Annotated in this window: 20 protein-coding genes and 2 pseudogenes; 9 read left to right on the top strand and 13 right to left on the bottom strand. The window is 73.2% G+C overall.

Features of this window, described 5'->3' with window-relative positions; translation table 11 throughout:
* Window positions 1-45: 45 nt before the first annotated feature.
* The 5 genes from ACFZBB_RS12165 to ACFZBB_RS12145 all read right to left on the bottom strand — a co-directional run bounded on the left by ACFZBB_RS12165 (window position 46) and on the right by ACFZBB_RS12145 (window position 4,063).
* Entirely contained in the window at window positions 46-1,152 is a 1,107-nt protein-coding gene (locus ACFZBB_RS12165; protein WP_391120447.1) for a helix-turn-helix domain-containing protein, read from the bottom strand.
* A 199-nt stretch (window positions 1,153-1,351) separates the two neighbouring features.
* A complete protein-coding gene (tatA, locus tag ACFZBB_RS12160; protein WP_355336392.1) occupies window positions 1,352-1,633 on the bottom strand; it encodes a Sec-independent protein translocase subunit TatA in 282 nt (93 codons plus the stop codon).
* A gap of 241 nt (window positions 1,634-1,874) precedes the next feature.
* Window positions 1,875-2,792 (bottom strand): hypothetical protein, encoded by a 918-nt coding sequence (locus tag ACFZBB_RS12155; RefSeq protein WP_391120445.1) that lies wholly within the window; start codon window positions 2,790-2,792, stop codon window positions 1,875-1,877.
* Window positions 2,793-2,967: 175 nt separating this feature from the next.
* Window positions 2,968-3,477 (bottom strand): SigE family RNA polymerase sigma factor, encoded by a 510-nt coding sequence (locus tag ACFZBB_RS12150; protein ID WP_391120443.1) that lies wholly within the window; start codon window positions 3,475-3,477, stop codon window positions 2,968-2,970.
* A gap of 91 nt (window positions 3,478-3,568) precedes the next feature.
* The gene (locus ACFZBB_RS12145; RefSeq protein WP_391120441.1) at window positions 3,569-4,063 is read right to left on the bottom strand and encodes a hypothetical protein; all 495 of its coding nucleotides are present in this window, start codon (window positions 4,061-4,063) and stop codon (window positions 3,569-3,571) included.
* Between the two features lie 1,064 nt (window positions 4,064-5,127).
* Here ACFZBB_RS12145 and ACFZBB_RS12140 point away from each other — a divergent pair.
* Window positions 5,128-7,974: a BTAD domain-containing putative transcriptional regulator gene (locus ACFZBB_RS12140; protein ID WP_391120439.1), complete on the top strand. Its 2,847-nt coding sequence runs from the start codon at window positions 5,128-5,130 to the stop codon at window positions 7,972-7,974.
* A gap of 68 nt (window positions 7,975-8,042) precedes the next feature.
* On the opposite strand, the gene ACFZBB_RS12135 is transcribed toward ACFZBB_RS12140, so the two are convergent.
* Together ACFZBB_RS12135 and ACFZBB_RS12130 are read right to left on the bottom strand one after the other, a co-directional pair.
* On the bottom strand, window positions 8,043-8,309 hold the full coding sequence (locus ACFZBB_RS12135) for a DUF6295 family protein (protein WP_355336387.1): 267 nt from the start codon (window positions 8,307-8,309) through the stop codon (window positions 8,043-8,045).
* A gap of 2 nt (window positions 8,310-8,311) precedes the next feature.
* Complete coding sequence (locus ACFZBB_RS12130) at window positions 8,312-9,067, bottom strand: dienelactone hydrolase family protein (RefSeq protein WP_391120437.1); 756 nt, start codon at window positions 9,065-9,067, stop codon at window positions 8,312-8,314.
* A gap of 48 nt (window positions 9,068-9,115) precedes the next feature.
* Here ACFZBB_RS12130 and ACFZBB_RS12125 point away from each other — a divergent pair, with 48 nt between their 5' ends.
* Entirely contained in the window at window positions 9,116-9,784 is a 669-nt protein-coding gene (locus ACFZBB_RS12125; RefSeq protein WP_391120435.1) for a MarR family transcriptional regulator, read from the top strand.
* A gap of 185 nt (window positions 9,785-9,969) precedes the next feature.
* A complete protein-coding gene (locus tag ACFZBB_RS12120; RefSeq protein WP_391120433.1) occupies window positions 9,970-10,416 on the top strand; it encodes a hypothetical protein in 447 nt (148 codons plus the stop codon).
* Here the strand turns inward: ACFZBB_RS12120 and ACFZBB_RS12115 are convergent.
* The 4 genes from ACFZBB_RS12115 to ACFZBB_RS12100 all read right to left on the bottom strand — a co-directional run bounded on the left by ACFZBB_RS12115 (window position 10,388) and on the right by ACFZBB_RS12100 (window position 13,243).
* Window positions 10,388-10,762, bottom strand: coding sequence for a hypothetical protein (locus ACFZBB_RS12115; RefSeq protein ID WP_391120431.1), 375 nt, complete (start codon window positions 10,760-10,762; stop codon window positions 10,388-10,390). The two genes, ACFZBB_RS12120 and ACFZBB_RS12115, sit on opposite strands and share 29 nt — an antisense overlap.
* 85 nt (window positions 10,763-10,847) lie before the next feature.
* Window positions 10,848-11,489 (bottom strand): GNAT family N-acetyltransferase, encoded by a 642-nt coding sequence (locus ACFZBB_RS12110; protein WP_391120429.1) that lies wholly within the window; start codon window positions 11,487-11,489, stop codon window positions 10,848-10,850.
* Between the two features lie 173 nt (window positions 11,490-11,662).
* The gene (locus ACFZBB_RS12105; protein ID WP_391120427.1) at window positions 11,663-12,289 is read right to left on the bottom strand and encodes an SPW repeat protein; all 627 of its coding nucleotides are present in this window, start codon (window positions 12,287-12,289) and stop codon (window positions 11,663-11,665) included.
* Between the two features lie 510 nt (window positions 12,290-12,799).
* Entirely contained in the window at window positions 12,800-13,243 is a 444-nt protein-coding gene (locus tag ACFZBB_RS12100) for a MarR family transcriptional regulator (RefSeq protein ID WP_391120425.1), read from the bottom strand.
* Between the two features lie 242 nt (window positions 13,244-13,485).
* Between ACFZBB_RS12100 and ACFZBB_RS12095 the strand changes: the two genes are divergently transcribed.
* The 5 genes from ACFZBB_RS12095 to ACFZBB_RS12075 all read left to right on the top strand — a co-directional run bounded on the left by ACFZBB_RS12095 (window position 13,486) and on the right by ACFZBB_RS12075 (window position 20,952).
* Window positions 13,486-14,784, top strand: a complete 1,299-nt coding sequence (locus ACFZBB_RS12095) for an MFS transporter (protein ID WP_391120423.1) — start codon at window positions 13,486-13,488, stop codon at window positions 14,782-14,784.
* 145 nt (window positions 14,785-14,929) lie between these two features.
* The gene (locus ACFZBB_RS12090) at window positions 14,930-15,439 is read left to right on the top strand and encodes a hypothetical protein (protein WP_391120421.1); all 510 of its coding nucleotides are present in this window, start codon (window positions 14,930-14,932) and stop codon (window positions 15,437-15,439) included.
* Between the two features lie 5 nt (window positions 15,440-15,444).
* Window positions 15,445-18,273, top strand: a complete 2,829-nt coding sequence (locus ACFZBB_RS12085) for a substrate-binding domain-containing protein (protein ID WP_391120419.1) — start codon at window positions 15,445-15,447, stop codon at window positions 18,271-18,273.
* A complete protein-coding gene (locus ACFZBB_RS12080) occupies window positions 18,270-19,736 on the top strand; it encodes an extracellular solute-binding protein (RefSeq protein WP_391120417.1) in 1,467 nt (488 codons plus the stop codon). Before ACFZBB_RS12085 ends, ACFZBB_RS12080 begins: the two co-directional genes overlap by 4 nt.
* Before the next feature lie 76 nt (window positions 19,737-19,812).
* Complete coding sequence (locus ACFZBB_RS12075; protein ID WP_391120415.1) at window positions 19,813-20,952, top strand: alpha/beta hydrolase; 1,140 nt, start codon at window positions 19,813-19,815, stop codon at window positions 20,950-20,952.
* A gap of 54 nt (window positions 20,953-21,006) precedes the next feature.
* Here ACFZBB_RS12075 and ACFZBB_RS12070 read toward each other — a convergent pair.
* A pseudogene (locus ACFZBB_RS12070) lies at window positions 21,007-21,123 on the bottom strand (TetR-like C-terminal domain-containing protein); the annotation flags it as partial.
* On the opposite strand from ACFZBB_RS12070, the pseudogene ACFZBB_RS12065 reads away from it, so the two are divergent.
* A pseudogene (locus ACFZBB_RS12065) lies at window positions 21,110-21,463 on the top strand (zinc-binding dehydrogenase); the annotation flags it as partial. The pseudogenes ACFZBB_RS12070 and ACFZBB_RS12065 sit on opposite strands and share 14 nt — an antisense overlap.
* 102 nt (window positions 21,464-21,565) lie before the next feature.
* On the opposite strand, the gene ACFZBB_RS12060 reads toward ACFZBB_RS12065, so the two are convergent.
* On the bottom strand, window positions 21,566-22,834 hold the full coding sequence (locus ACFZBB_RS12060) for a DUF6596 domain-containing protein (protein ID WP_391121074.1): 1,269 nt from the start codon (window positions 22,832-22,834) through the stop codon (window positions 21,566-21,568).
* Between the last annotated feature and the right edge of the window lie 182 nt (window positions 22,835-23,016).

Genomic DNA, 23,016 nt, shown 5'->3' with positions numbered 1-23,016 from the left:
CAGGCGCACCCGTCCACGTCAGCGCACCCGCCGCGTCGGCGCCGCTCACAGCGGTTTGGTCGGCCAGTCCAGCAGCCTCGCGCCCATCGCGGCCGTCTCCAGGGTGTAGCGCTGCAAGGCGTCGTCCGGGTCGAAGCCGGTCACGGCGGCGATACGTTCCAGCCGGTACGACAGCGCGCGCACGCTCAGGTCGAGCCGCCGGGCGGCCTCGGCGTTCACGTACCCGGCGGCGGCGTACGCGGTGATCGTCTCCAGCAGCGGCAGCGCCCCGCCGCGCGCCTCCTCCAGCGGGCCGAGCACCGTCTTGACCAGGTCGAGCATCGCCGCGCGGTCGCGCATGAGCACCGGAAAGACCAGCAGGTCGGCCGCGTTGAGCACGGTCGCCTCCAGGCCGAGCCGGTCGGCGAGGTCCAGGGCGCTGAGCGCCTCCTCGTACGAGCGGACCACGCCGGAGGCGCCGCTGTGCGGGCGGCCGACGGCGGTCCTGGGCGCGGCGACGGTCTTCACGAAGGCGTCGAGCACTTGGCGCTGCGTGCCGGGGACGACGCAGACCATCCGGCCGTCCTTGGGCGCGACCAGCGCGTCGTGGTCGCCGAAGCGGCCCGCCAGTTCGCGCTCGACCCGGCTGAGGGCGAGGTGCGTCTCGTCGTACGGCCCGTCCTCGGGCGCCGCGGCGACCGCCACGACGTGCTGGCCCGCGAGCCGCAGTCCGAAGCCCTCGGCCTGTTCCGCGAGGCGGCCGGGGTCGCTGCGGCCGTAGAGCAGGTCGTCGACGAAGGCGCGGCGGGCGAGGGCCGCGCGGCGTACCGAGTGCCGCTGCGCCCGGCTGTGGCCCTCGGCGAGGGCGGCGACACCGGTCTCCAGGGCGGCCAGCACGGCGGCGACGACCTGCCGCAGCTCGGCGGTGCTCCTGGCGTCCGCCACGCCGGGCAGTACGGGCCAGGTCTCACGGACGGCCGTGAGGTGGGTGCCGATCAGCGAGGGCAGGGCTATGCCGGAGTCCGCCGCCTGTTCGCCCAGCGCGCGGCGGCTCTCGCGCTCCGCGCGGCTGAGCGGGCGGCAACTGCGGGAGACCTCGGCGAGCGTTTCGGGAAAACCGGTCAGAAACTCCGGCGGTACGGCTTCCGCGGCGCTGCCCGTACCCGTGGTCACCACTGGCCCCCCGTCACTCCACCGGATCCGGCCTTCCGGTTCCTGGACATCAGGAACGTATCAAGGCTGCCGGATCCCGGAAACGGGGGGCCGGGGCAGGCCGCGTCTCAGCGGCGTCCGGCGGGGGGCCGACGGGCGCTTCGCGGTGATTCGGCCGGATACCCGGCGGACGCGGCGGTGAACGCCGCGCGCGGGGCGGCTACTTGGCCGTGGTCGTCGGCTGCGGAGTCGGGGTCGTCTCGCTCGCGGTCACGACGTCGCTCGGGGTGATTGCCTCGGGCGCCGGGGTGGCGGTGGCGGTCGGCTCGGGGCTCGCGGGCCCCGTGTCGTCGCTCTTCATCGCCTTCGCCTCGGACTTGAGGATGCGCATCGACTTACCGAGTCCGCGGGCCGCCTCCGGCAGCTTCTTGGAACCGAACAGCACGATGACGACGATCGCCACCACGATCAGGTGCCACGGCTCCAGCCCGTTTCGCAACATGGAGATCCTCGCTTCTTTCAGGGGGCCAACTGTGCCGAATACTTCAGCTTCGACTGTCGCATTGTCACCCGAAAGCCGTCGCCGACGGCACCCGGGTACTCAAAGCATGCGCAAAAAGCTTGTGAACGGGAAGCCCCCCTTCCCCCGGTCCGGTCGGCGGCGGACCGGAGGAGGGGGCGGGGGGAAGGCCCTACGAGGCGCCGGGGGACGTGCCGGGGGGACGTCCGGGCCAGGGGCGGTGTCAGCCGCCGTACGTGCCCGCCAGGCGGGTGGCCGCCTTGTCCTTCGCCGCCGAGTCCGCGGCCGCGTTGTCCCTGGTCGCCCTGTCCGTGGTCGCCTTGTACGTGGTCGCCTTGTACGTGGTCGCCTTGTACGGGTCGGGCAGTGCGTCGATCACCCGCTGCCAGCGGGGGTCGGTGACGATCTTGGCGAGCTGGGCCGAGCTGAGCGGCGGATTCGGACGTGAGATCGGGGCGTCCTTCTCGTCCCTGGAATTCCACTCGCTCAGGCTGATCACGGCGCCGGAGGGTGTGACGAGGGTCGCGTACCACTCCTTGGTCTCGGCCCGGTGGTCGGAGTACTCGAAGCCCTTGGAGATCGTCAGCGTGCCGCCGTGCACGTGCGTCGACGTGCACGAGGTGTCCGGGTCCTGCGAGGGGAGGTCCGGGCACGACGGCACCGCCTCGCCCACACCGATGCCGAGCGTCACCAGCCCCTTGTTGAAGACGACCGCCGCCAGCGGTATGCCCTCCTCGGTGCCGCGGCTGGGCCAGGTGGACTTCGTGACGTGCCCCTTGGGCAGCGTCGCCAGGAACAGGTCCATCACCTGCTTGGCCGTCATCGCGGGCCTGGCCGGCTTCGCCGCGGAACTCGCCTTGTCCGAGGCCGCGGACGACACCGCGGGCTTCGTGGACGCCGACGCGACCCCGCTGCCCCCGTCGCCCTTGGCCAGGCCGCCGACCAGCGCGCCGCCGACCCCGACCAGGGCGAAGGCCGCGACGCCCGCACTGATCGCCGCCGTACGCCTGCGGCGCAGTCTGCGGCCGTGCGCGTGGCCCTCCGCGACCAGGCCGCGGGCGTCGTCCGGCTGGAACGTGTCGGCGGTGCGGCGCAGCGCGTCGCCCAGCTCGTCTTCGAATTCGATCGGTTCGATGGGCATGGCGGAACCACCGTTTCGGCTAGGTGTGTACGGATGCGGTCTACGTGTGGGGTACGGCCACGGGTGCGGCCGGTCGGTCGTCCGGTCGGCCGGTCGTCCGGTCGTTCGGTCGGCCGGTCGTCCGGTCGTTCGGTCGTTCGGCGGGAGTCGGTTGCGGGGGCTCAGCCGACGCGGCTCAGCGGGCGATGAGATCGGCGAGGCTGCTGCCGAGATCCGACCTGAGCCGGGCGAGCGCCCGTACCGTGCGGGTCCTTATCGCTCCCGGTGTGGAGCGCAGGGCCTCGGCGGTCTCCTCGATGCTGCGGTCCTCCCAGTACCGCAGCACCAGGACCGCCCGGTCCTTCGGGGAGAGCCGGCCGAGCGCGTCGAGCAGCGTGATCCTGAGCGTCGCGTCGTCGCCGTGCCGCGTGGGGCTGTCCGGCAGCTCCGCGCTCGGGCGTTCCTTGCTGCTGCGCCGCCGCTGGTGGGTCAGGAAGGCGCGGACCAGAACCGTCTGGGCGTACGCGGCCGGATTCCCCACCTTCGCCATCCGGCCCCAGACGACGAACATCCGGCCCAGCGTCTCCTGGACCAGGTCCTCCGCCAGGTGCGTGTCGCCGCTGGCGAGCAGACAGGCCGACCGGTACAGGTGGCTCGCGCGGACGGCCGCGAACTCCAGATACGCCGCCGTCTCCCCCTCTCGCATCCCGCTCCCCTTCCCCCGTACGACCCTTCACCTCTTCGACGCGGCGGGGGACGGGGAATGTTACGGGGCGCGGGGGGACGTCTCCGGGCTGTTACGCGGCTGCCGCCACACCGTCCCGGTCCAGCGGCTTCGCGGCGTCGCGGGCACCCTCGCGGGCCGAGTTTCGGGCGGGGAAGACCAGCAGGCGCAGCGTCGCGAAGCGGGCGATGCCCGCCAGGGCGGACGCCCCCAGGTACACCGCCTGCGCCAGCAGGGCTCCCGGGTGCGGGTGCGCGTGGTCCAGCGTCAGGACGGCCGCCGTCGTGAACAGGTATGCCCCGAGCAGCGTCAGCGCCGATTTGCTGTGCACCCGCCACCCGGCCCATCCGCCTTCGGCGGACCTGAACGTGATCCGGTGGTGCAGCTCCGTCGCCAGCAGCGTCGACACCACGGTGACCACCGCGTTCACCAACGCGAACGGGGCGTGGCCCGCCGCCGCCACCAGCACGGCGCTCGACAGCAGCCCGACGCCTCCGCCGCACACCACGAATTTCCCGAACGCCGCCGCCTTCGCTGCCGCTCTCTCCCCGCCCACCGTCGTCTTCATGCCCCCCACCCTCCCCCCGCCCACTGACACGCCGCCCACACCCCACTGACACGCTCGCGCTGTGCGTTACGCCGGTCCGGGGCGGCCCCCCGGTCTTTCCCGGCCCGCGCCCCCGGACGACACTCTTTTTCTGAGGACGGCCCCCGAACCTTCCCGGCCCGCGCCCCCGGACAGCGCCCTTTGCCCAGGGCGGCACGCCGATCTTTTAGGGGCGCGGGGAACCGCGCGGCCCGCCCCCACCGGGCTGCCGGCCCGAAAACAACCGCATCTGCCCCACCGGGGCCGGTTCTTCACCCGCACCACCGCCGTGGCTGAACGCGCCCACGCGGCGGCAGCCGCACACCGAACACAGCCCCGCGCCCCTAAAAACCCGCGCCTGGCCCCCGGACAAAAACGGTCCGCCCCACCAGGGGCACAGGTCCTCGCGGATGAGGACGAGGACCGCTGGCCTTGCGCAAGGCGGGGCATTTGCGGGGCGCGGGGAACTGCGCGGCCCGCCCCCACCGGGCTGCCGGCCCGAAAACAAACCGCATCTGCCCCACCGGGGCCGGTTCTTCACCCGCGCCACCGCCGTGGCTGAGCGCGCCCACGCGGCGGCAGCCGCACATCAAACACAGCCCCGCGCCCCTAAAAACCCGCGCCTGGCCCCCGGACAAAAACGGTCCGCCCCACCAGGGGCACAGGTCCTCGCGGATGAGGACGAGGACCGCTGGCCTTGCGCAAGGCGGGGCATTCGAGGGGCGCGGGGAACTGCGCGACAAGCCCCCACCGGGCTGCCGGCCCGAAAACAACCGCATTTGCGGCGCACGTAGGGGCACGGCCTTGCGCAGAGAAAAGGCGCTCTCCCCGCGGCGGGGGGACCCGCACTGGCAAGGGGAACCCTCTTGGGGAGGGGGCGAATTGGTCGGGTCCGGCCGCGGCGTGCCGCGCCCCCGTTGCGGCGGTGGATGGACCCACCCGCGCCGCCGGGCCGGACCCGGAGGTCAAGCATGGAGGGGGGCGCCAACCGGCCGCTAACATGGGGCTAACGCGCCGTTCGGGGGAACGGCCAGAGAGGGCCACGGATGCGGTTCGAGCTGCTCGGAGCTGTGACCGTGGAGGGTGGCGGCGTCGGTTCGGCGAAGGCGCGGGCACTGCTGGCCGCGCTGTTGAGCAGTCCGGGCCGGGCGGTGCGCCCGGAGGCCCTGAAGGCGGCGATGTGGGGCGAGGAGCCCCCGCCGACGGCGACGGCGTCGCTGCACAATCATGTGGCGCGGCTACGACGGCTGTTGGCCGAGGACGACCGCCCGGGTTCGCGCCTGCGGGCGGTCCCGCAGGGCTACGTACTGGACGTGGCGGTCGGCGAGCTGGACGCCGAGGTGTTCGTACGGCATCACGCGGCGGCGCGGGCGGCGCACCGCGACGGGGACTGGCCGGCGGTGCTGGCCGAGTGCCGGGCGGCGCTGGCGCTGTGGCGCGGCGACCCGCTGGCGGACGTACCGACGCTGTCGGACCCGCTGCGGGCGTACGCGGCGCATTTGGCGGAGGCCCGGCTCCAGACCCTGGAGTGGCGGTTCGACGCGGAGTTGGCGCTGGGCCGCCATCAGGGAATGGCGGCGGAATTGGCGGCGCTGACGGCGGCGCATCCGCTGCGCGAGCCGTTCCACCGCCAGTGGATGCTGGCCCTGCACCGAACGCACCGGCAGGCGGAGGCACTTGCCGCCTTCCACGACCTGCGCCGCACGCTGGTCGACGAGTTGGGCGTGGAGCCGGGCCCCTCGGTGCAGGCCGCGTACCGCGAGATCCTGGCGGCCCCCGAGGACGAAACGGCCCCGCAGGAAGCCCAGCCGTCCACTCCTCCGGCCCAACTCCCGGCCGACACGGGCGACTTCACCGGCCGTACGGACGAACTGGCCGCGCTGCTCAGGGTGATACGGCCCTGCGACCCGGACGCCCCGCGCGTGGCGGTCGTCACCGGCATGGGCGGCATAGGCAAGACGGCGCTCGCAGTGCACGCGGCGCACCGGGCGCGCTGCGACTTCCCCGACGGCGTGCTCTACGCCGACCTGCGCGGCTTCGGCGCGGGTGACGCGCGGCGCCCGCGCGACCTGCTGGCCCGGTTCCTGGGCGATCTGGCCGACGGCGGCGCGCCGGGCAGCGGCGGGGCGCTGCCGCTGCCGGACGACCCGGACGACCTGTCGGCGCTGCTGCGTCAGGCGCTGCACGGCCGCCGGGTGCTGCTGGTGCTGGACAACGCGGGCGACGCGGCGCAGGTGGTGCCGCTGCTGCCGGGGCGCGGCGACAGCGCGGTGATCGTGACGAGCCGCAGGACGCTGGCGGATCTGCCCGGCGCGGTGCGGCTGCCGCTGGAGCCGCTGGGCGCGGAGGAGCAGCACCGGCTGCTGGTCGCGGTGTGCGGGCAGCAGCGGGTGGCGGCCGAACCGGCGGCGGCGGCCGGGGTGTTGGCGGCCTGCGGCGGACTGCCGCTGGCGCTGCGCATAGCGGGCGCCCGGCTGGCGGCCCGCCCCAACTGGCCGCTGACCGCGCTGGCGGAGCGGCTGGACGGCGCGGGCGACCGGCTGCACGCGCTGTCCGCGGGCGGCCTGGCCGTGCAGGACACCTTCGCGATGAGCTATCTCGCGATGCGCGACAGCCCGCAGGCCGCCGAGCGCGAAGCGGCCCGCGCCTTCCGGCTGTTGGGCCTGTGGCCGGGCCACCCGCTGGACCTCGTCCCGGCCGCCGCGCTGATCGGCCGGGACCCCGCGCCGGCCGAGGACCTGCTCGAAGCACTGGTCGACACGCACCTGTTGCAGACTCCGCGGGCCGGTCACTACGCCTTCCACGACCTGCTCGGCGAGTACGCGGCGACCCGCGCCGCCGAGGAGGTGCCGCCGCGGGTCCGCGAGAACGGCCTGCGCCGCCTGCTGGTCTGGTACACGGTCACGGTCGCCGGGACCGCGGCCCTGCTCGCGCCCGAGGGCCATCCGATACCGCCGCTGCACGAGCAACCGGCCGTGCCCCCGCTGGAGTTCGACAGCGAGGAGGCCGCGCTGCGGTGGTGCGTCAAGGAGCTGCCCGCGATCAAGGAGGCGATACGGCTGGCGGCGGCGCGCCGCTGGCCCGACGTGGCGTGGCGGCTGGCGGCGGGTCTGTTCGGCTACGCGCAGGCGTACTGGTGGACCGGTGAGTGGGACCTGTGCCTCCAGGAGGCGATGGCCTGCGTGGAGGAGACCGGGGACGTCCAGGGCCGGGCGTGGATGCACAGCAGGCTCGGCGTCGCGCACGGCATGGCCGACCGGGTGGACCCGTGCCTTGAGCATCTGGGCGTCGCCCGGCGGTACTTCGAGGCGGCGGGCGACCTCCAGGGGCAAGCGGCGATCCTCAACAACCTCTCGGGGCTGCATCACGCGCTGGGCGACCACGGTCTCGCGCTGGAGTACGGCAGGCAGTCGCTCGACCTGCATTACGCGGTGGGCGACGCCGACCGGGTCGCGACCGTGCTCGGCAATCTCGGTGACGCGCACCTGGGCGCGGGCGACCCGGCCGCCGCGATCGCCTGCTACCGGCGGGCGTTGGGGATGTGGCGCGAGCGCGGGCTGCTGACCAGCACGGCGCGCAGCCTGACCAGCCTCGGCGAGGCGCTGCGCACGGTGGGCCGGTACGACGAGGCGGTCGCGGCGCTGGAGGAGACGGTCGCGATCCTGGACCGGCTCGGGGACCGCGGTACGGCGGCCGACACCCTGGAGGTGCTGGCCCGTACGCACTTCGAGCGCGGCGACCCCGCCTCCGCCCGCAAGCACTGGGACCGGGCCCTGGAACTCGCCCGCACCTACCGCCTGGAGGCGAAGGCGCGGACGATACTGGCGGGCCTGGCGCGACTGGACGCGTGCGAGTCGGCGTGCGTGCGGCAGAGCGAGGACGGGGTCGCGTAACAGCGGGGTCCGGGCGCCCGGCCCGAACTCCGCCGCGCGGCAAGGGCCTTGGGCCCGTAACCCGGAGGTCAGACGGCCATTTCGCGCGGCACGGCCGCCAGCGCGTCCTGGATCGCGGTGATCAGCGCCCGCGCGGAGTCCGCGGTCAGTTCCAGGGCGACGCGGGCCGAGGGCCCCTTGGCGGGGGCGGCGAAGTCGATGTTCAGGGTGTGCTCGGCCAGCGCGTGCACGGGGTGGTCGAAGTAGACGGTCACGTCGGTGACGTGGAACCAGGAGCCGCCCGGCCCCTTGGCGCTGCCCTCGACCTCGGCCTTGACGGTGGAGTACGTGCACATGGTCAGCCCTCCAGGTGCTTGCCGTAGAAGTCCGCGATCCGCTCCCAGCCGTCCTGGACGGCGGGCACGTTGTAGTTGGGGCGGTCGACGGCGAAGAAGCCGTGCCCGGCGCCCTCGTAGCTGTGGAACTCGTACTCCTTACCGAGGTCGGTGAGGATGCGCTCCAGCTCGGCCACCTCGGCGGGGCTCGGGTGGCTGTCGGCGGCGCCGAACAGGCCGAGCAGCGGGGCGCCGAGGTTGGGGAGCTGGTCGACGAGGTTGGTGATCCGCAGGACGAAGCCCTCGGGGACGGTGCCGGTGACGAAGGCGCCGTAGCAGTCGACGGCGGCGTCCACGTCGAGGTGGCAGGCGCTGAGCACGGCCTGCCGTCCGCCCGAGCAGTGGCCGATGACGCCAACCTTGCCGTTGGAGGTGGGCAGGGCGCGCAGGTACGCGACCGCGCCCTCGACGTCGCCGACCAGCCGCTCGTCCGGGACCCCGCCGTTGGCGCGGCCGACCGCGGCGGCGTCGTCGGGGGCCGCGCCGGGGGCCTCGCGGTGGAAGAGGTTGGGGCAGACGGCGTCGTATCCCATCTCGGCGAACCGCCGCGTCATCTCCTTGGTCGGGCGGTCGTATCCGGGCAGGTGATGGATGACGACGACACCGCCGCGGCGGTGGTCGCCCTCCGGCCGGGCCACGTACGCCTCGATCTCGTCGCCGCCGTGGCCGGTGATCGTGACAGTGGTGGCGGTCAGCGAACCGCTGGGGGAAACAGTCATGCGCCAGCTATACCATAAGTCTGGACTGATAAGTTTACACTGATCATCATGACGACCAGCAGCGCCGCGGCTGGCACCGCGACCGACGCGACCGGTACGGCGCGGGGCCCCGGCGGCGCGGCCGCTACGACGGCGAGCGCGAGCCCCGACCCCCGCGCGGCGGGCGGCGCGCCCGCTGCCGCGAACAGCCCGGCCGGTCCCGGCGGCCCGGGAAGTCCGGACGGCCCGGGAAGTCCGGACGGCCCGGGAAGTCCGGACGGTCCAGGAAGTCCGGGAAGTCCGGGAAGTCCGTCCGAGGCCGGGCGGATCGCGGTGGACCTGCGCGTGGCGCTGAGCCCGCTGGTGCGGCGGCTGCGGCAGGTGAAGCCGGACGGGGAGCTGACCTTCTCGCAGATCTCGGCCATGGTCCGGCTGGACCGGGAGGGCCCGGCCACCGCGACGGAGCTGGCCGCGGGCGAGGGCATCAGGCCGCAGTCGATGTGCACGATCATCGGCGTGCTCCAGGAGCGCGGCCTGGTCGTCCGCGACCCCGACCCGTCCGACGGCCGCCGCATCGTCGTCTCCCTCAGCCAGGCCGGTCTCGACGGACTGCACGGCGCCCGCGCCGAGCGCGCCCGCCGCCTGGCCCGCGCGATCGACGAGGAGCTGACCCCCGAGGAGCAGCGGCTGCTGGCTGACGCGATTCCCCTGCTGGAGAGGATCACCCGCCGTATCTGACCCCGCGGAGTCCGACCCCTCGGACATACCCTCCCGCGCCGCCCCGCCCGGCCCTGACCCCGCGGACCCCCGCCCCGACCGCTACAAGTGGATCGCGCTGTCGAACACCAGCCTCGGGATGTTCATGGCGACCGTGGACTCCTCGATCGTGATCATCTCGATGCCCGCGATCCGAGCAGCGCGGCATGGCGCTGGGCATCAACCAGATCTCGGCGCTGTCCGGCCAGTTCGTCGGCCTGGTGTTGGGCGGGCTGCCGTCGGCGCTGGACAGCGGGCTGCGGGCGCAGGGCGTGCCCCCGGACGTGGCCCACCACGCGGCGTCGCTGCCGCCGGTCTCGACCGTCTTCTCGGCCCTCCTCGGGGTCAACCCGGTGCAGACGCTGCTCGGGCCGACCGGTGTGCTGGACACGCTGCCCGCGCACAACAGGGCGGTGCTGACCGGGAAGGAGTTCTTCCCGCATCTGATCTCGGCGCCCTTCCACCACGGGCTGGTGATCGTCTTCGCGACGGCGGCAGGGATGGGCCTGCTGGCCGCCACCGCGTCGCTGCTGCGCGGTGGACCCGCGATGCGGGCGGTGACGGCCGAGGCCAAACCGCCCCAGATCAGGGCCGGTTCAGGACGATCGAGTTGACCGGGGTGAGGTTGTACGACCAGTGGTCGTTCAGCTCCAGGGTGATCCGGCAGTCGCCGCCGTTGTACTGCCAGCAGAGCTGGGCGGTGGCGTTGGCGCTGCCGTACTGGTTGTTCAGCACGGTGTGGTAACCGATCTGGCCGCTCAGATTGTGGGCGCCGTAGCTGTAGAAGATGTCGGTCGGGTGACCGGCCGTGTAGTCCGCGTTCTGCGCGTAAATGCAGACCGCGCCGCCCGGGCAGCCGTACGCGGGCTTGTCGCTGGCGTGGGCCGAACCGGTGCCGACCGCGGCCACGGCCGCGGTGGCGATGGCGAGCGCGGCGGCGCCCCGCGTGATCCTGCGCATGGTGATGTCCCTCCGTCCGCGGCCGGACCCCCGCCGGCCGTCGTGTCGGCGGCCGGGTCCCGCCGGCCGCCGTCACCGCCTGACGCTAGGAGAGGCCGGGCCCGGTCCGCTCCTGACGAATGACAGGGACCGGCGCGACGGTGCCGCCGAGGCGGACCTGGAGGGCGGGGTGCGGCGGGGTCGCGAAGCCGAGGCCGGTGTAGAGACCGGCGCCGTCCGCGGTCGCGTTGAGGTTGATCACCCGCGCCTGGGTCTCGTCGGCGAACCAGTCGAGCACCGCCTCCATGCAGGCCCGCGCGTAACCGCGGCGCAGGCGGCGCGGGTCGGTGCAGACGTTGGAGATGTGGCCGTGCAGACCGCTGAGGTTGGTCGGGCCCGGCGCGTGCCGGTCGCAGGCGCCCACCGCGTTGCTGACCACGCCCAGCTCGGGGTCGTCCACGACGAAGGCGGCGAACTCGCCCGTGGCGGCGAGGCGTTCGGTGAACCACGTACGGGCCCGCGTCCGCCACGGCGCGTCGTCCCCGCCGACCCGCGTGCCCATCGCGTCGAGCATCACGGCTCTGAGGCGTACGAGGGCGTCCGCGTCGGCGGCCGTCGCGCGGCGCACGATCACCTCGGGGGCCGCGTCCGGGGCGGCCGGGTCCGGGGCGGCCGGGCCTGAGGCGGCCGGGTCCGAGCCCAAATCCCGTTCGGGGGCGGGGAGTTCACCGTCGGTGCCGATCTTCATACGGCGCATTGTCACTCATACGGACAGCGCACGGCATCTCAGTTCCCCGAGCCCTTCACAAGGGCGCTCAGGAGTGGTAGATGGGGCGGATGGTACGTGAAGGTGGTACGGGCGGCCTCGCGGTCGTCCGTACCACCGGGTTCCGGAGTCGGTGCTCCGGACTCAGTACCGGATCAGCGGTCGGGATCGATCCTGCGGTCGGGGTCGATCCTGCGGTCGGGGTCGGTCCTCCGGTCGGCGCCCAGCCCACGGTCGGAACGCACACCGCGGTCCGTGCTCATCGCGCGGTCCGAGCTGAAACCGCGCTCCGCGCGGTCCGAGCCCATCCGGCCGCCACCGGCCGGGAGCCCACGGCTCCTGGACCGACTACGGCCGAGCATGCCCATGCCCATCGTGGCGAGTCCGACCAGGCAGATCACCGCTCCGGTGATCACGTTGCTGAGGATGGTCTTGTGCACGTGGGGGCTACCGGACACCACCCAGGGTGCGACGATCGTGAACGCGCCGATCACCACGGCGGCCCAGCCCAGTCCGTGCGTACGTTCCAGGACGGAGCCGAAGCCCAGGGCCAGGACGGCCAGGGCGATGCCGAGGATCAGGTTGGTCACGGTGAGAGCGTGGAAGCCGGTGAATCCGGCCACCCACGGCGAGATCGCCAGGTAAAGCCCGGCCAGCAGGGCCAGACCTTCAACGAGACCGGCCCATGGCTTCGCCGCCGCTTCCTCGTACCGGCCCCGAAGGGCCATCAGGTCCGGGTGGGTATCGATTCCCGTCGTCGGGTTGGTCGATTCGGTGGCCATTCCAGCCACCTCCTTTGCTGAGTGCAGTCGCTTCTACCACCGGATGTCCTTCGGGTCTCCGCCCCGAAGCTGCCGCATCCTCACACAGCGTAAATCGCCTGATACCACTCAGGCCACTCGGATGGCGTACATATCTCCTCATAACGTCCCGCCGCCCCCCGTCGGACCCTTGCGACGACCGCCCAAGGGCATTCCTCGCCGATTTCCGCACCGAATCGCGGGGCAGGGGTGCGGGCGGGGGGCCAACCCGGGGCCCGGCGGATCACCGACGGAGGCGCGGGCGGGGGCCAACCCGGGGCCCGGCGGATCACTGACGGGGCGCGGGCGGGGGGCCAACCCGGGGCCCGGCGGATCACCCCGGCGGTCACCTCGGGGGCGACGACCGTGGCCGGGGGCGCACGGCCACGGCTGACGGCTCGGCTCGGCTCGGCTCGGGCCGGGTCGGGTCGGGTCGGGTCGGGTCGGCTGACGGATCGTCACCCCCGGCCGTACGCGTGAGGCAGGTGGGGCTCAGCGGGCGCCGAGCGCTTCCACCGTACGGACCAGCGGCGCGAGTTCGGGCTCGCGGGCGGCCTCGTCGAGGGCTTCGCGCAGGGCGCGGTCGTTGGTGGGGCGGGCCTCGGCGAGCAGGGCGAGCCCGGTTTCCGTGACGTCGGTGTAGATGCCGCGGCGGTCGGTGTCGCAGAGGTAGCGGACCAGCAGGCCGCGGTCCTCCAGGCGGCTGACCAGCCGGGTCGTGGCGCTCTGGCTGAGCACGACCGCGTCGGCGACCTTCTTCATCTGGAGGTGGCCGCCGGGGCCGTTGTGCTGCCTGCTGAGCACATCGAGCAGCGAGAACTCGCGCACGCTCAGCTCGTGCCCGGCCTGGAGCGCGCGCTCGATGTGCGCCTCGATCCTGCCGTGCAGCAGGGACAGCGCGCACCAGCCCTGGGCCAGCGCCACGGTCTCGGTCATCCTCGGCTCCTCCACCGGCCTCGCGGCGGCTCGCACCACCCTCGTCCCCGACCGGCCGGTTCGCACCGGTCGGTCCCGCGGTCGTCGTCGGCCGCGTCTTCAGGATAGCCCGCTTCCGCAATAGGCGGCGTTTGCACTTATCCCGCGTCTGCAATTATTGTGGGCGCTGGTTAAAAGCGCACCGGTCCCGTACCCGTCCGTACCGCCGGTTCCGTCCCCTCTCCCTCCGGAAGGTGTTTCCCATGCCGCTCGCGCTGCTCGCCCTGGCCCTCGGGGCCTTCGGCATCGGCACGACCGAATTCGTGATCATCGGGCTGCTGCCCGACATCGCCGGGGACTTCGGGGTGTCCATCCCGACCGCGGGCTTCCTGGTGACCGGCTACGCGCTCGGCGTCGTCGTCGGCGCGCCGCTGATGACCGTGCTCGGCACCAAGATCTCCCGCAAGCGGATGCTGATGCTCCTGATGGGGCTCTTCATCGCCGGGAACCTCGTCTCCGCGGTCGCGCCCACCTTCGCCCTCATGCTGGCGGGCCGCATCGTGGCCTCCCTCGCGCACGGCGCCTTCTTCGGCATCGGCTCGGTCGTCGCGGCCGGTCTGGTCGCCGCGGAGAAGAAAGCCGGGGCCATCGCGATGATGTTCACCGGCCTGACCGTGGCCAACGTGGTCGGCGTACCGCTGGGCACCTTCGTCGGGCAGTCCGCCGGGTGGCGCGTCACCTTCTTCGTCGTCGCCGGTTTCGGCGTCCTCGGCCTCGCGGGCATCGCGAAGCTCGTCCCCGAGATCCCCCGGCCCGAGGGCGTACGCCTCGGGCACGAGCTGGCCGCCTTCCGCAACGTCCAGGTGCTGCTCGCCATGGCCATGACCGTGCTCGGCTTCGGCGGCGTCTTCGCCGCGATCACGTATCTCGCGCCGATGATGACGAACGTGACCGGTTACGCGGACTCGTCCGTCACCTGGCTGCTGGTGCTCTTCGGGCTCGGCATGGTCGGCGGAAATCTGCTCGGCGGCCGGTACGCCGACCGGCGGCTCATGCCGATGCTCTACGCCACGCTCGGCGGGCTCTCGCTCGTCCTCGCGCTCTTCACCGTCACCGCGCACAACAAGGTGGCCGCCGCCGTGACCATCTTCCTGATCGGCGCGCTCGGCTTCGCGACCGTCCCGCCGCTCCAGAAGCGGGTTCTCGACCAGGCGTCCGGCGCCCCGACGCTCGCCTCCGCCGTCAACATCGGCGCCTTCAACCTCGGCAACGCGCTGGCCGCGTGGCTCGGCGGCCTCCTTCTCTCGGCCGGGCTCGGCTACACCGCCCCGAACTGGCTCGGCGCTGCCCTCGCCGCGGCGGCGCTGGCGCTGGCCGTGACCTCGGCCGCCCTTGGCCGCAGCCCCGCCCCCTCCGGCCGACGGCCGGGAAGCGTCACGGCCGCGCGCGCCCCGAAGGGGCGCGGGGAACCGCGCGAGCAGCCCACCACCGAGCCGGTGGCCCGACGACAACCGAACTGCCCCGCTGGGGCCGGTGGTGACCTGCGCAAACACCGTGGCTGAGCGCGCGGTTCCCCGCGCCCCTGAAAAGATCGGCCCGCCGTCGCGCACAGGGCACCAGCCCCGCAGGGGGCCGGTGGTGACCCGTGGGGACGCGTCGGCGCAAGGTAGTGACGGAGTGTCAGCGTCCGTGCAAGAGTAGTGAGTTATGACTCATGGGGACGGGGAGCCGGGCCGCAGGATCCGGATTCGGGTCACTGGCGACGACGCGCAGGATCTGGAAGCGCTGTACCGCTGGCTGAGCCTGGAGGACTGGTTCGCGCAGGCCGAGGCCGCGCATCAGCTCAAGGCGGAGGTCCGCGAGTACGACGGCGCGCGGCATGACCCGGAGGAGCGGCGGGACGGCCCGCCGATGAGCGGCGGCCTCGTCGAACTGGTGCTGGTGATCGCGGGCGCGGCCATCACCCCGGTCTTCGAGGACCTGTACAACCGCGCGAAGGTCGCCGCCCACGCCTGGGCGGACAACAGCAGCAGCGACGACCACCCCATGGTGACCGACGTCCAGGCGGACGGCGCGGGCGACGGGGTCGACGGGGTCGACGGGGACGGGGACGGGGACGGGGACGGGGACGACGCAGCCAACGGGGGCAACGGGGCGGACGACACGGACGACGCCGACGAGGAGCCGGAGGACGACGAAGGCGGAAGGAACACCTAGCCATCGTGTCCTCGCATGCTTACGACCCACGCGGCAAGGCCAATCGCGCACTGCTCTTCGGGGTGTACCGGTACGACCACTTGGACGACCTGCCGGGCGTGCGGCACAACCTCGGCCAGTTGGTCGAGACCCTGATGGCCGGAGGGGTGTTCGGGGCCAACGAGGTCCGGCAGGTGCTCCCCAGGACCCAGCTCGAATTCCTCTCGCACCTGGAGACCGAGGCCAAGGCCGCCAAGGGCCTGTTCCTGCTCTACTTCGCCGGGCACGGCGGAGTGGACCGCAACGGCGACAATTTCCACCTGCTGGTCGGCGAGTCCCGCAGGATCGGCCGCGACGACTACGCGGAGGCGGTGTCCTGGAGCAGCCATGTGCTGCCCAGGCTCAGGGACATCGCCGAACGCCGGCTGGTCGACCGGATCGTGGTGATCCTGGACTGCTGCTACGCGGGCAACGCGCTGCTCGAATTCAAGCCGGGCACGCTGCACCGCGGCAGGGACCGTATCTCGGTGCTGACCGCCGTCCAGATCAACCGCCGGATACCGGGGGGCAACGGGCACGAGCCGACGCCGTACACCAAACAGCTCATCCGGCTGCTGCACGACGGGCTGCCGAGGACCGATGAGGACATCGGGCCGGAAGAGGCCGCGGAGATCGAGCTGATCCCGCTGTCGGCCGCGCTGTACGAGGCGATGCGGCACAAGTTCACGGAGGGCGGCGACGACCCGTGGGTGCCGCGTCACCACGCCGCCGAGTCCCAGCAGGACGTGCTGCTCGGGCTCTCGCCTCGGCTGCTGGAGGAGATCGACCGGCGGAACGCCGCGGGCCGGGCGGCCTGGTGGCGGGCGGCGCTCGCGGCGGCCGGGATCGGCGCGGGCGAGGGGCGTACGGAGCGGGGCCGTCGCGGAGAGCGCGGACGCCGTGGAGAGCCCGGAAGCCGTGGAGAGCCGGGTCGTCGTGGAGAGCGCGGCCGTTCTGGGGAGCGCGAGCAGCGCAAGAGCCGTCCCCGTAAAGGGGGTTCCGGCACAGGCGGTCCCGGCAAGGGCCACAATCTCAAGGTCCTGATCCCGCTGCTCACCGCCTTCGCGGTGCTCCTCGCCGGAGGCGGCTACGGCGTCTACACATGGGTCGGCGGGAGCACGGCCTGCGCGCCGCCGGTCGAACTGCGGCTGCTCACCGACCCGGACGCGGCCCCGACCGTGAAGAAGGCCGTGGCCGCGTATCTGACCTCGGGCGCCAACCACACGGGGAGCGGCTGCCGCCGCTCCGGGATCAGCCTGGTCGACCCCAAGTCCGCCGACGCGGTGACCGGTTTCCAGCACGCGGCCGACTGGCGTACGCCGCGCTCGACCGGTGAACTGCGCCCGCAGCGCGACATCGGCGCGCAGCCGGACATCTGGATACCGGGCTCCGACGTCTCCCTGGCCCGCGCCAAGTCGCTTGTCGGCAAAAGCGACGACGTGGAGCTCGGCTCGCTCGGCCCGGTCGCGTACTCCCCGGTCGTGCTGGCCATCCCGACGACCCTGGCCAGTACCCCGGCCTCGGTCACGGGCACCCCGCTCGGTCAGCTCCTCGACCAGCTCAAGCGCAACAATCCCAAGACGGTGCCGGTGCTCCGCGCCGATCCCGAGTCCACGGATTCGGCGCAGCTCGCGACGGTCGGGGTGTACGGGCAGAACGGCGTCGCGCCCGTGAGCGACGCGGTCGTGGGGCAGTTCGAGCGGCAGGCGGCCCAACTGCGGCCCGCGCAGCCCGACTCGTACGCGCTGATGTGCGCGCTGGCCGGGGCGAATCCCGAACTGAAGGACAACGCGGCGGTGTTGGTGCCCGAGCAGGTGATGACGCAGTTCAACAAGCACACCGACGCCAAGGCGCGGGTGGGCTGCGACAACAACAGGCTCCATCCCCGCGCGCCGCAGTATCCGGCCGATGTCGCGCCCCTCGACCTGCCGTTCGTGCACGTCACGTGGAAGGGCGCGGACCGCGACGCGACGGCCAGGAAGGACGCCGTCGACCGCTTCCACGCGTGGCTGACCGGCGCGGCCGGGCAGAAGGTCTTCACCGACGACGGCTACCGGACGGTCGGGGGCGCGACCGGCACCACCAGCGGTTCCGCGAGCGGCACGGCGACGGACACGGGCTCCGGGGCCGTCGTTCCCGGCAGTACGGTCATGCCCAGCACCTACCCGCCCGATGCCCAGTGGCTGGCGAAGTACGCCGCCGCCGTGGGCAGTGCGCTGGACCGCTACCGGCACGCGCTCGGCCCCGGCCGGGTGCTGTATCTGCTGGACAAGTCCAGCTCGATGGACGCCTACTGGAGCAATTCCGCGGGCGCCCTCGACCTGCTGTCGCAGTCGCTCGACACCTTCGGGCCGGACGACGCGTACGGCGTGTGGACGGTGGTCGACAAGCCGCCGACGCAGCAACTGGTGCCGCTGGGCAGGCATTCCGACCTCGCCGGCATCCGCCGCGAGGTCAAGGGGACGAAGCTGGTGGACGAGGAGTCCTACCCGGGACCCGCGCTGGACGCCGCGCTCACCGAAATGACCGAGCACCAGAAGGCCACGGGCGGGGCGCAGTTGATCGTCTACATCACCGACGACGAGGACGACGAGCACTTCAAGGGCCGGGATCTCCCCGATCTGCTGGCGCGGATCGCCGCCCGTCCCGTACCGGTGGAGTGGGTGTCGCTGGCGCCGGGCGGCGGCTGCGCTGCCGGGTCGGTCGGCGCGCAGATCGCCAAGACCAGCGGCGGGCGCTGCCTGAACGCGTCGAGCAGCCAGGTCTCGGAGCTGCGCGACGACGTCGCCCGCGCGGGAACGGGAAACGCCCGGTGAGGCGGCGTCGCGCGGCGACCGCCGCCCTGTGCCTGCTCGCGCTCGCCGCCGCCGCGTGCACCGGCGGGGGCGGCGGGGGCCGTGCAGCGCAGCCCACGACGACCGGCGGCGGCGAGATCATCGTGGCCAGCGGTCTGGACGTGACCGGCAGCGACGGGGTGCGCCAGCAGCTCATCGAGCAGTGGAACGGGACGCCGGAGGGCAAGCGGCACCCGGCGCGGCTGGTCGAGCTGCCCGGTGAGGCCGACCAGCAGCGCAGTCAGTTGCTCGGCGCGCTCCAGTCGGGCAGTTCCGCGTACGACGTGGTGAATCTGGACGTCACCTGGGTGCCGGAGTTCGCGCAGGCCGGGCTGATCAGCCCGCTGGACCACCAGATGAATCTCGACGACGGGGACGTCATCCCGTCCGTCGCGGGCACCGCCCGGTGGGACGGCCACACCTACGCGGCGCCCTTCAACAGCGATGTGGGGCTGCTCTATTACCGCGCCGACACCATCAAGGCCATCGGCATCGATCCGGCGAGCTTCCCGAAGGCCGACACCACCTGGCAGGAGCTCCAGACGCTCATCAGCGATGTCGACGCCGACAAGGACCACCAGCCCAAGGGCTACATGGCGGGGTGGACAAGCCAACTCGGCGCGTACGAGGGGCTGACGGTCAACGCCATCGAGGCGTTCGCCTCGGTGGGGGTCCAACTCGCCGACGCCGAAGGTCATTACACGGCCGACCCGGCGAAACTGCGCGCTGCCTTGAGCGAGTTGAAGTCCCGCGCGGGCCATGACGAGACGCTGCCCGAGGCGCTCACCTCCGACGAGTCGACATCCCTCGGCGACTTCGCGGCCGGGCACACCGTCTTCCTGCGGCACTGGCCGTACGCGTACGGCGCGCTGTCGCGGACGTTCGGCCCGTCGCGGATGCAGGTGGCGCGGCTGCCGGGGAAGGCCGTGCTCGGCGGGCAGAATCTGGCCGTGGCGGCGGGGTCGCCGCGCGCGAAGTACGCGCTGGACCTGATCAAGTACCTGACGAACGCGCGGTCGGAGCGGTGCCTGCTGGACGCCGGATTCGCGGCGACTCGGGAGTCGGCGTACAAGGACGCGAAGGTGCGGTGCACGCTCGCGCCGGGCACGAAGGGGTCCGGGGGTTCCGGCGGGTCCGGGGGTTCCGCGGGCTCGGGCGGCTCTCCGAGTCCGGGGGCCTCGGCGTCGTCGGAGTCGCTCGACATGCCGCGCGACGCCGACGGCCGCCCCGCGTACGCCGCTTCCACGCTGCTGCCCGCGCTGACCCAGGCGGTGCAGCGCCCCCGCACCCCGTACTACGGCGCTCTCACGCAGCTCCTCCAGGCGCAGTTGCACGACTGGATCTCCGACACCGGTCCGTTCAGCGGCGGCGGCTCGTCCATCGACCCGGGGCCGCTCGCCGACTCTCTCGACCGGTCGGTGGCGAAGATCCTGAAGGGCAAGTAGGGCGCTGGCGATCGTCTTTGACACGCCTGGGGCCGGTGAGGCAACTCGGCCGGTGCTCCAGCGTGTTGACCGGAGTATGAGATCTCCTCTTCGATCCACCGTCCGCACGGCGGCGGCCTCGCTGCTGCTGGCCGCCGGACTCCTGGCGGCGGGCACGCAGACACCGGCCGTCGCCGCCGTACCGCATTCGACCGCCGCGACCGCCGCCGCCGCGACCGCCGCCGGCGTCGCGACCGCCGAATACGACCTCGGGGACACGGCGTTCACCGATCCGGAGTCCGGCACGGTCAGCGAGGTGCGGGCCGTGGTGCACTACCCGCGTCATCTGACCGGGCGGCTGCCGCTGGTCGTCATGTCGCACGGCTCCTGGTACGCGTGCGACGACGCGGACGCGCAGACCTGGCCGTGCCCGGCGGGCTCGCACCCGTACCCGAGCTACCGGGGCTACGACTACCTCGGCCGGGCGCTGGCCGAGCGCGGCTTCGTCGTGGTCTCGCTCAGCGCCGACGCCATCAACATGACGTCCTTCGACTACGGCGACCGCGCCCGCCTGATCAATGAACACCTGCGGCTGTGGCGGGACTTGGCCAACGGCGGCGGCGCCCTGAAGGGCCGCTTCACCGACCCGGCGACCGGCCGCGAGGTCGCGCCCGCGTTCACCGGCCACGTCGACATGACGCGCGTCGGCACCCTGGGGCACTCGCGCGGCGGCAAGGGCGCCATGTGGCAGGCGTCAGACAAGCACCGCGCCGAGTGGCCGACGGGCGTACGCGTGAAGGCCGTTCTCGCGCTGGCGCCGGTCAAGTTCGACTACCCGGAGGGCGAGAACAGCGACACCCTCGACACGAAGGTGCCGTTCGCGGTCGTCACCAGTACCTGTGACGGAGCCGTCCACGAACAGGGCCAGGAGTATCTGGACGACATCGCGGGCCTGAACACCGTGACGGACTTCTCCATCTCTCTCCAGCACGCCAACCACAACTACTTCAACCGGTCCTGGACCCCGCCGGCCTCGCTCGGCGAGGACGACAGCACCTGCCCCGCGCAGGAGTTGACCCCCGCCCACCAGCAGGACGCCCTCACCGCGTACGCCGTCGCCTTCTACCGCTACGAGCTGTACGCCGACCCCACCGGCCTCCCCGTCCTCACCGGCCGCCGCCCCCTCCCCCACACCCCCGCCACCACCCGCGTAGCCCTCCCCGCCACCACGTCCTAGAACCCTCGCGAGCCCCGCCCGCTCTCGGCGCCGTGCCGTACGCGGGTCACGGCCTCAGGGCTTGAGGAGGGCGTGGAGTTCGGCTTCGTAGAGCTGGGCGGGGTCGAGGGGGGACATGCCGGTGAAGTGGCCGGCGGCTTCGAGGGAGAGGACGCCGTGGAGGCGGGTCCAGCCCGGAGGCACGCTCGTCTCCCACGGCACCGCGTCCACGCTCAACGACGAGGGCTCCAAGCAGTGGCCCGTGCTCAAGATCATCGCCCGCGTCCGGGTCCGGAACACGCTGCCCAACGGCCGCCGCGCCTACTTCTACCACCTCTGGGCCGGGAAGGCCCTGGCCAAGGACCGCTTCCGGGCCCGGCTGCGCGCCGATCTCACCGAGGTCTTCGCGGCGCCCCAGCGCGGCGACGTCACCGCCCGGGTCGCGGCCCGACTGCCGCTGGCACGCGCGGCGCAGGCGGTCCGGCCGGCCGAGTCGGGAACGGTCGCCGGGAAGGTCGTCCTCACGGCGTGACGCGCCCGCCGCCCCGGTCGAGCGCGGGCCCGGCCGGTCCGGCACCGACACCGCCCCCGGCACCGACCCCGACCCCGACCCACCGCTGACGCCCGGACGCGGTCACGGCATCGGCAGGGCATCGGCCTTGCGGAGCAGCATGGCGCGTTCGCGGGTGTTGGGGCAGTGGCGGGCGGCGAGGTGGAGGGCGGCGCGGGCTTCGGCGGTGCGGCCGAGGCGCGCGAGGAGTTCACCGCGCACGGTGGGGAGGAGATGGGAATGGGAGAGGTGACCGGCGGCGGCGAGTTCGTCGACGAGGTCGAGGGCGGGCTGCGGCCCGTGGGCCATCGCGACGGCGACCGCGCGGTTGAGGTCCACGATGGGCGAGGGGGCGATACGGCCGAGGGCTTCGTAGAGCACGACGATCCGTTCCCAGTCGGTCGTGGCGACGGAGGGCGCGGAGGCGTGGCAGGCCGCGATGGCCGCCTGGAGGCCGTACGGGCCGAGGCCGCGCCCGACGGTGGAGGCGCGTTCGAGAGCCGCCCGGCCACGGCGGATCGCCGAGCGGTCCCACAGGCGCCGGTTCTGGTCCTCCAGGAGTACGGCCTCGCCGTCGGGACCTGTGCGGGCGGGGAAGCGGGCGGCGGTCAGTTCGCAGAGGGCGAGCAGACCGTGCACCTCGGGCTCGCGCGGCAGCAGGGCGGCCAGTACGCGGGTGAGCCGGATCGCCTCGTAGGCCAGGTCGGGGCGGAGGAGGTCGTCGCCGGACGTCGCGGTCGACCCCTCGGTGAAGATGACGTAGAGCACGCTGAGGACGCCGCCGAGCCGTTCCCGCCGTTCCTCGGCCGGGGGCAGGGCGAACGGGACCTCGGCGGCGGCGATCGTACGTTTCGCACGGGTGATCCGCGCCTGGACGGTCTGCACCGGCACCAGGAAGGCGCGCGCGATCTCCTCGCTCGCCAGGCCGCCGACCGCGCGCAGGGTCAGGGCCACGCGGGCCTCGGGCGAGAGGACCGGATGGCAGGAGATGAACATCAGGGCCAGGATGTCGTCGTCGATACGGTCCGGGTCCCAGGGCAGGTCGGCGTCGGCCGCCGAGCCCACACCCGTATCCGGGCCCGTAGCCCTTCCCGTGGCCAGGCCCGTACCCGCGTCCTCGGCCGCCTCCCCCGCGAGCAGCGCGTACCGCTGGTCCAGCGCCGAGCGGCGGCGGAAGGCGTCGATCGCCCGCCGCCGCCCGGTCGCGAGCAGCCAGCCCACCGGGTTCGCCGGTGTGCCGTCGCGTGACCAGCCGACCAGCGCCTCGGCCAGGGCCTCCTGCGCCACGTCCTCGGCCAGCTCGAAGTCCCCGGTGTAACGGGCCAGGGCCGCGACGACGCGGGCCGACTCGATCCGCCAGACGGCCTCGACGGCGCGGCGCGCGGCCTCCGTACTGCGGGGAGCCGGCCTGTCGGGAGCCGACCCGCCAGGGGCTGAAGCGTCGGGAGCCGCCCCGTCGGGGCTCCGGCCGCCCTGTTCGCCGGAACCCTCGTCGTCCGGACCCCGATCGCCCTGGGCCGACCCGTCCCGAGCCG

Origin of the sequence: Streptomyces sp. NPDC008139, from assembly GCF_042957025.1 — a bacterium.
Taxonomy (GTDB): Bacteria; Actinomycetota; Actinomycetes; order Streptomycetales; family Streptomycetaceae; genus Actinacidiphila.
This window is presented reverse-complemented; position numbering and strand designations above follow the sequence as displayed.

Excerpts from the sequence above, each read along its gene's own strand:
- tatA (WP_355336392.1), bottom strand. The coding sequence starts at position 1,633 with ATGTTGCGAAACGGGCTGGAGCCGTGGCACCTGATCGTGGTGGCGATC.
- ACFZBB_RS12155 (WP_391120445.1), bottom strand. The coding sequence starts at position 2,792 with ATGCCCATCGAACCGATCGAATTCGAAGACGAGCTGGGCGACGCGCTG.
- ACFZBB_RS12150 (WP_391120443.1), bottom strand. The coding sequence starts at position 3,477 with ATGCGAGAGGGGGAGACGGCGGCGTATCTGGAGTTCGCGGCCGTCCGC.
- ACFZBB_RS12145 (WP_391120441.1), bottom strand. The coding sequence starts at position 4,063 with ATGAAGACGACGGTGGGCGGGGAGAGAGCGGCAGCGAAGGCGGCGGCG.
- ACFZBB_RS12140 (WP_391120439.1), top strand. The coding sequence starts at position 5,128 with ATGCGGTTCGAGCTGCTCGGAGCTGTGACCGTGGAGGGTGGCGGCGTC.
- ACFZBB_RS12135 (WP_355336387.1), bottom strand. The coding sequence starts at position 8,309 with ATGTGCACGTACTCCACCGTCAAGGCCGAGGTCGAGGGCAGCGCCAAG.
- ACFZBB_RS12130 (WP_391120437.1), bottom strand. The coding sequence starts at position 9,067 with ATGACTGTTTCCCCCAGCGGTTCGCTGACCGCCACCACTGTCACGATC.
- ACFZBB_RS12125 (WP_391120435.1), top strand. The coding sequence starts at position 9,116 with ATGACGACCAGCAGCGCCGCGGCTGGCACCGCGACCGACGCGACCGGT.
- ACFZBB_RS12120 (WP_391120433.1), top strand. The coding sequence starts at position 9,970 with ATGGCGCTGGGCATCAACCAGATCTCGGCGCTGTCCGGCCAGTTCGTC.
- ACFZBB_RS12115 (WP_391120431.1), bottom strand. The coding sequence starts at position 10,762 with ATGCGCAGGATCACGCGGGGCGCCGCCGCGCTCGCCATCGCCACCGCG.
- ACFZBB_RS12110 (WP_391120429.1), bottom strand. The coding sequence starts at position 11,489 with ATGAAGATCGGCACCGACGGTGAACTCCCCGCCCCCGAACGGGATTTG.
- ACFZBB_RS12105 (WP_391120427.1), bottom strand. The coding sequence starts at position 12,289 with ATGGCCACCGAATCGACCAACCCGACGACGGGAATCGATACCCACCCG.
- ACFZBB_RS12100 (WP_391120425.1), bottom strand. The coding sequence starts at position 13,243 with ATGACCGAGACCGTGGCGCTGGCCCAGGGCTGGTGCGCGCTGTCCCTG.
- ACFZBB_RS12095 (WP_391120423.1), top strand. The coding sequence starts at position 13,486 with ATGCCGCTCGCGCTGCTCGCCCTGGCCCTCGGGGCCTTCGGCATCGGC.
- ACFZBB_RS12090 (WP_391120421.1), top strand. The coding sequence starts at position 14,930 with ATGACTCATGGGGACGGGGAGCCGGGCCGCAGGATCCGGATTCGGGTC.
- ACFZBB_RS12075 (WP_391120415.1), top strand. The coding sequence starts at position 19,813 with ATGAGATCTCCTCTTCGATCCACCGTCCGCACGGCGGCGGCCTCGCTG.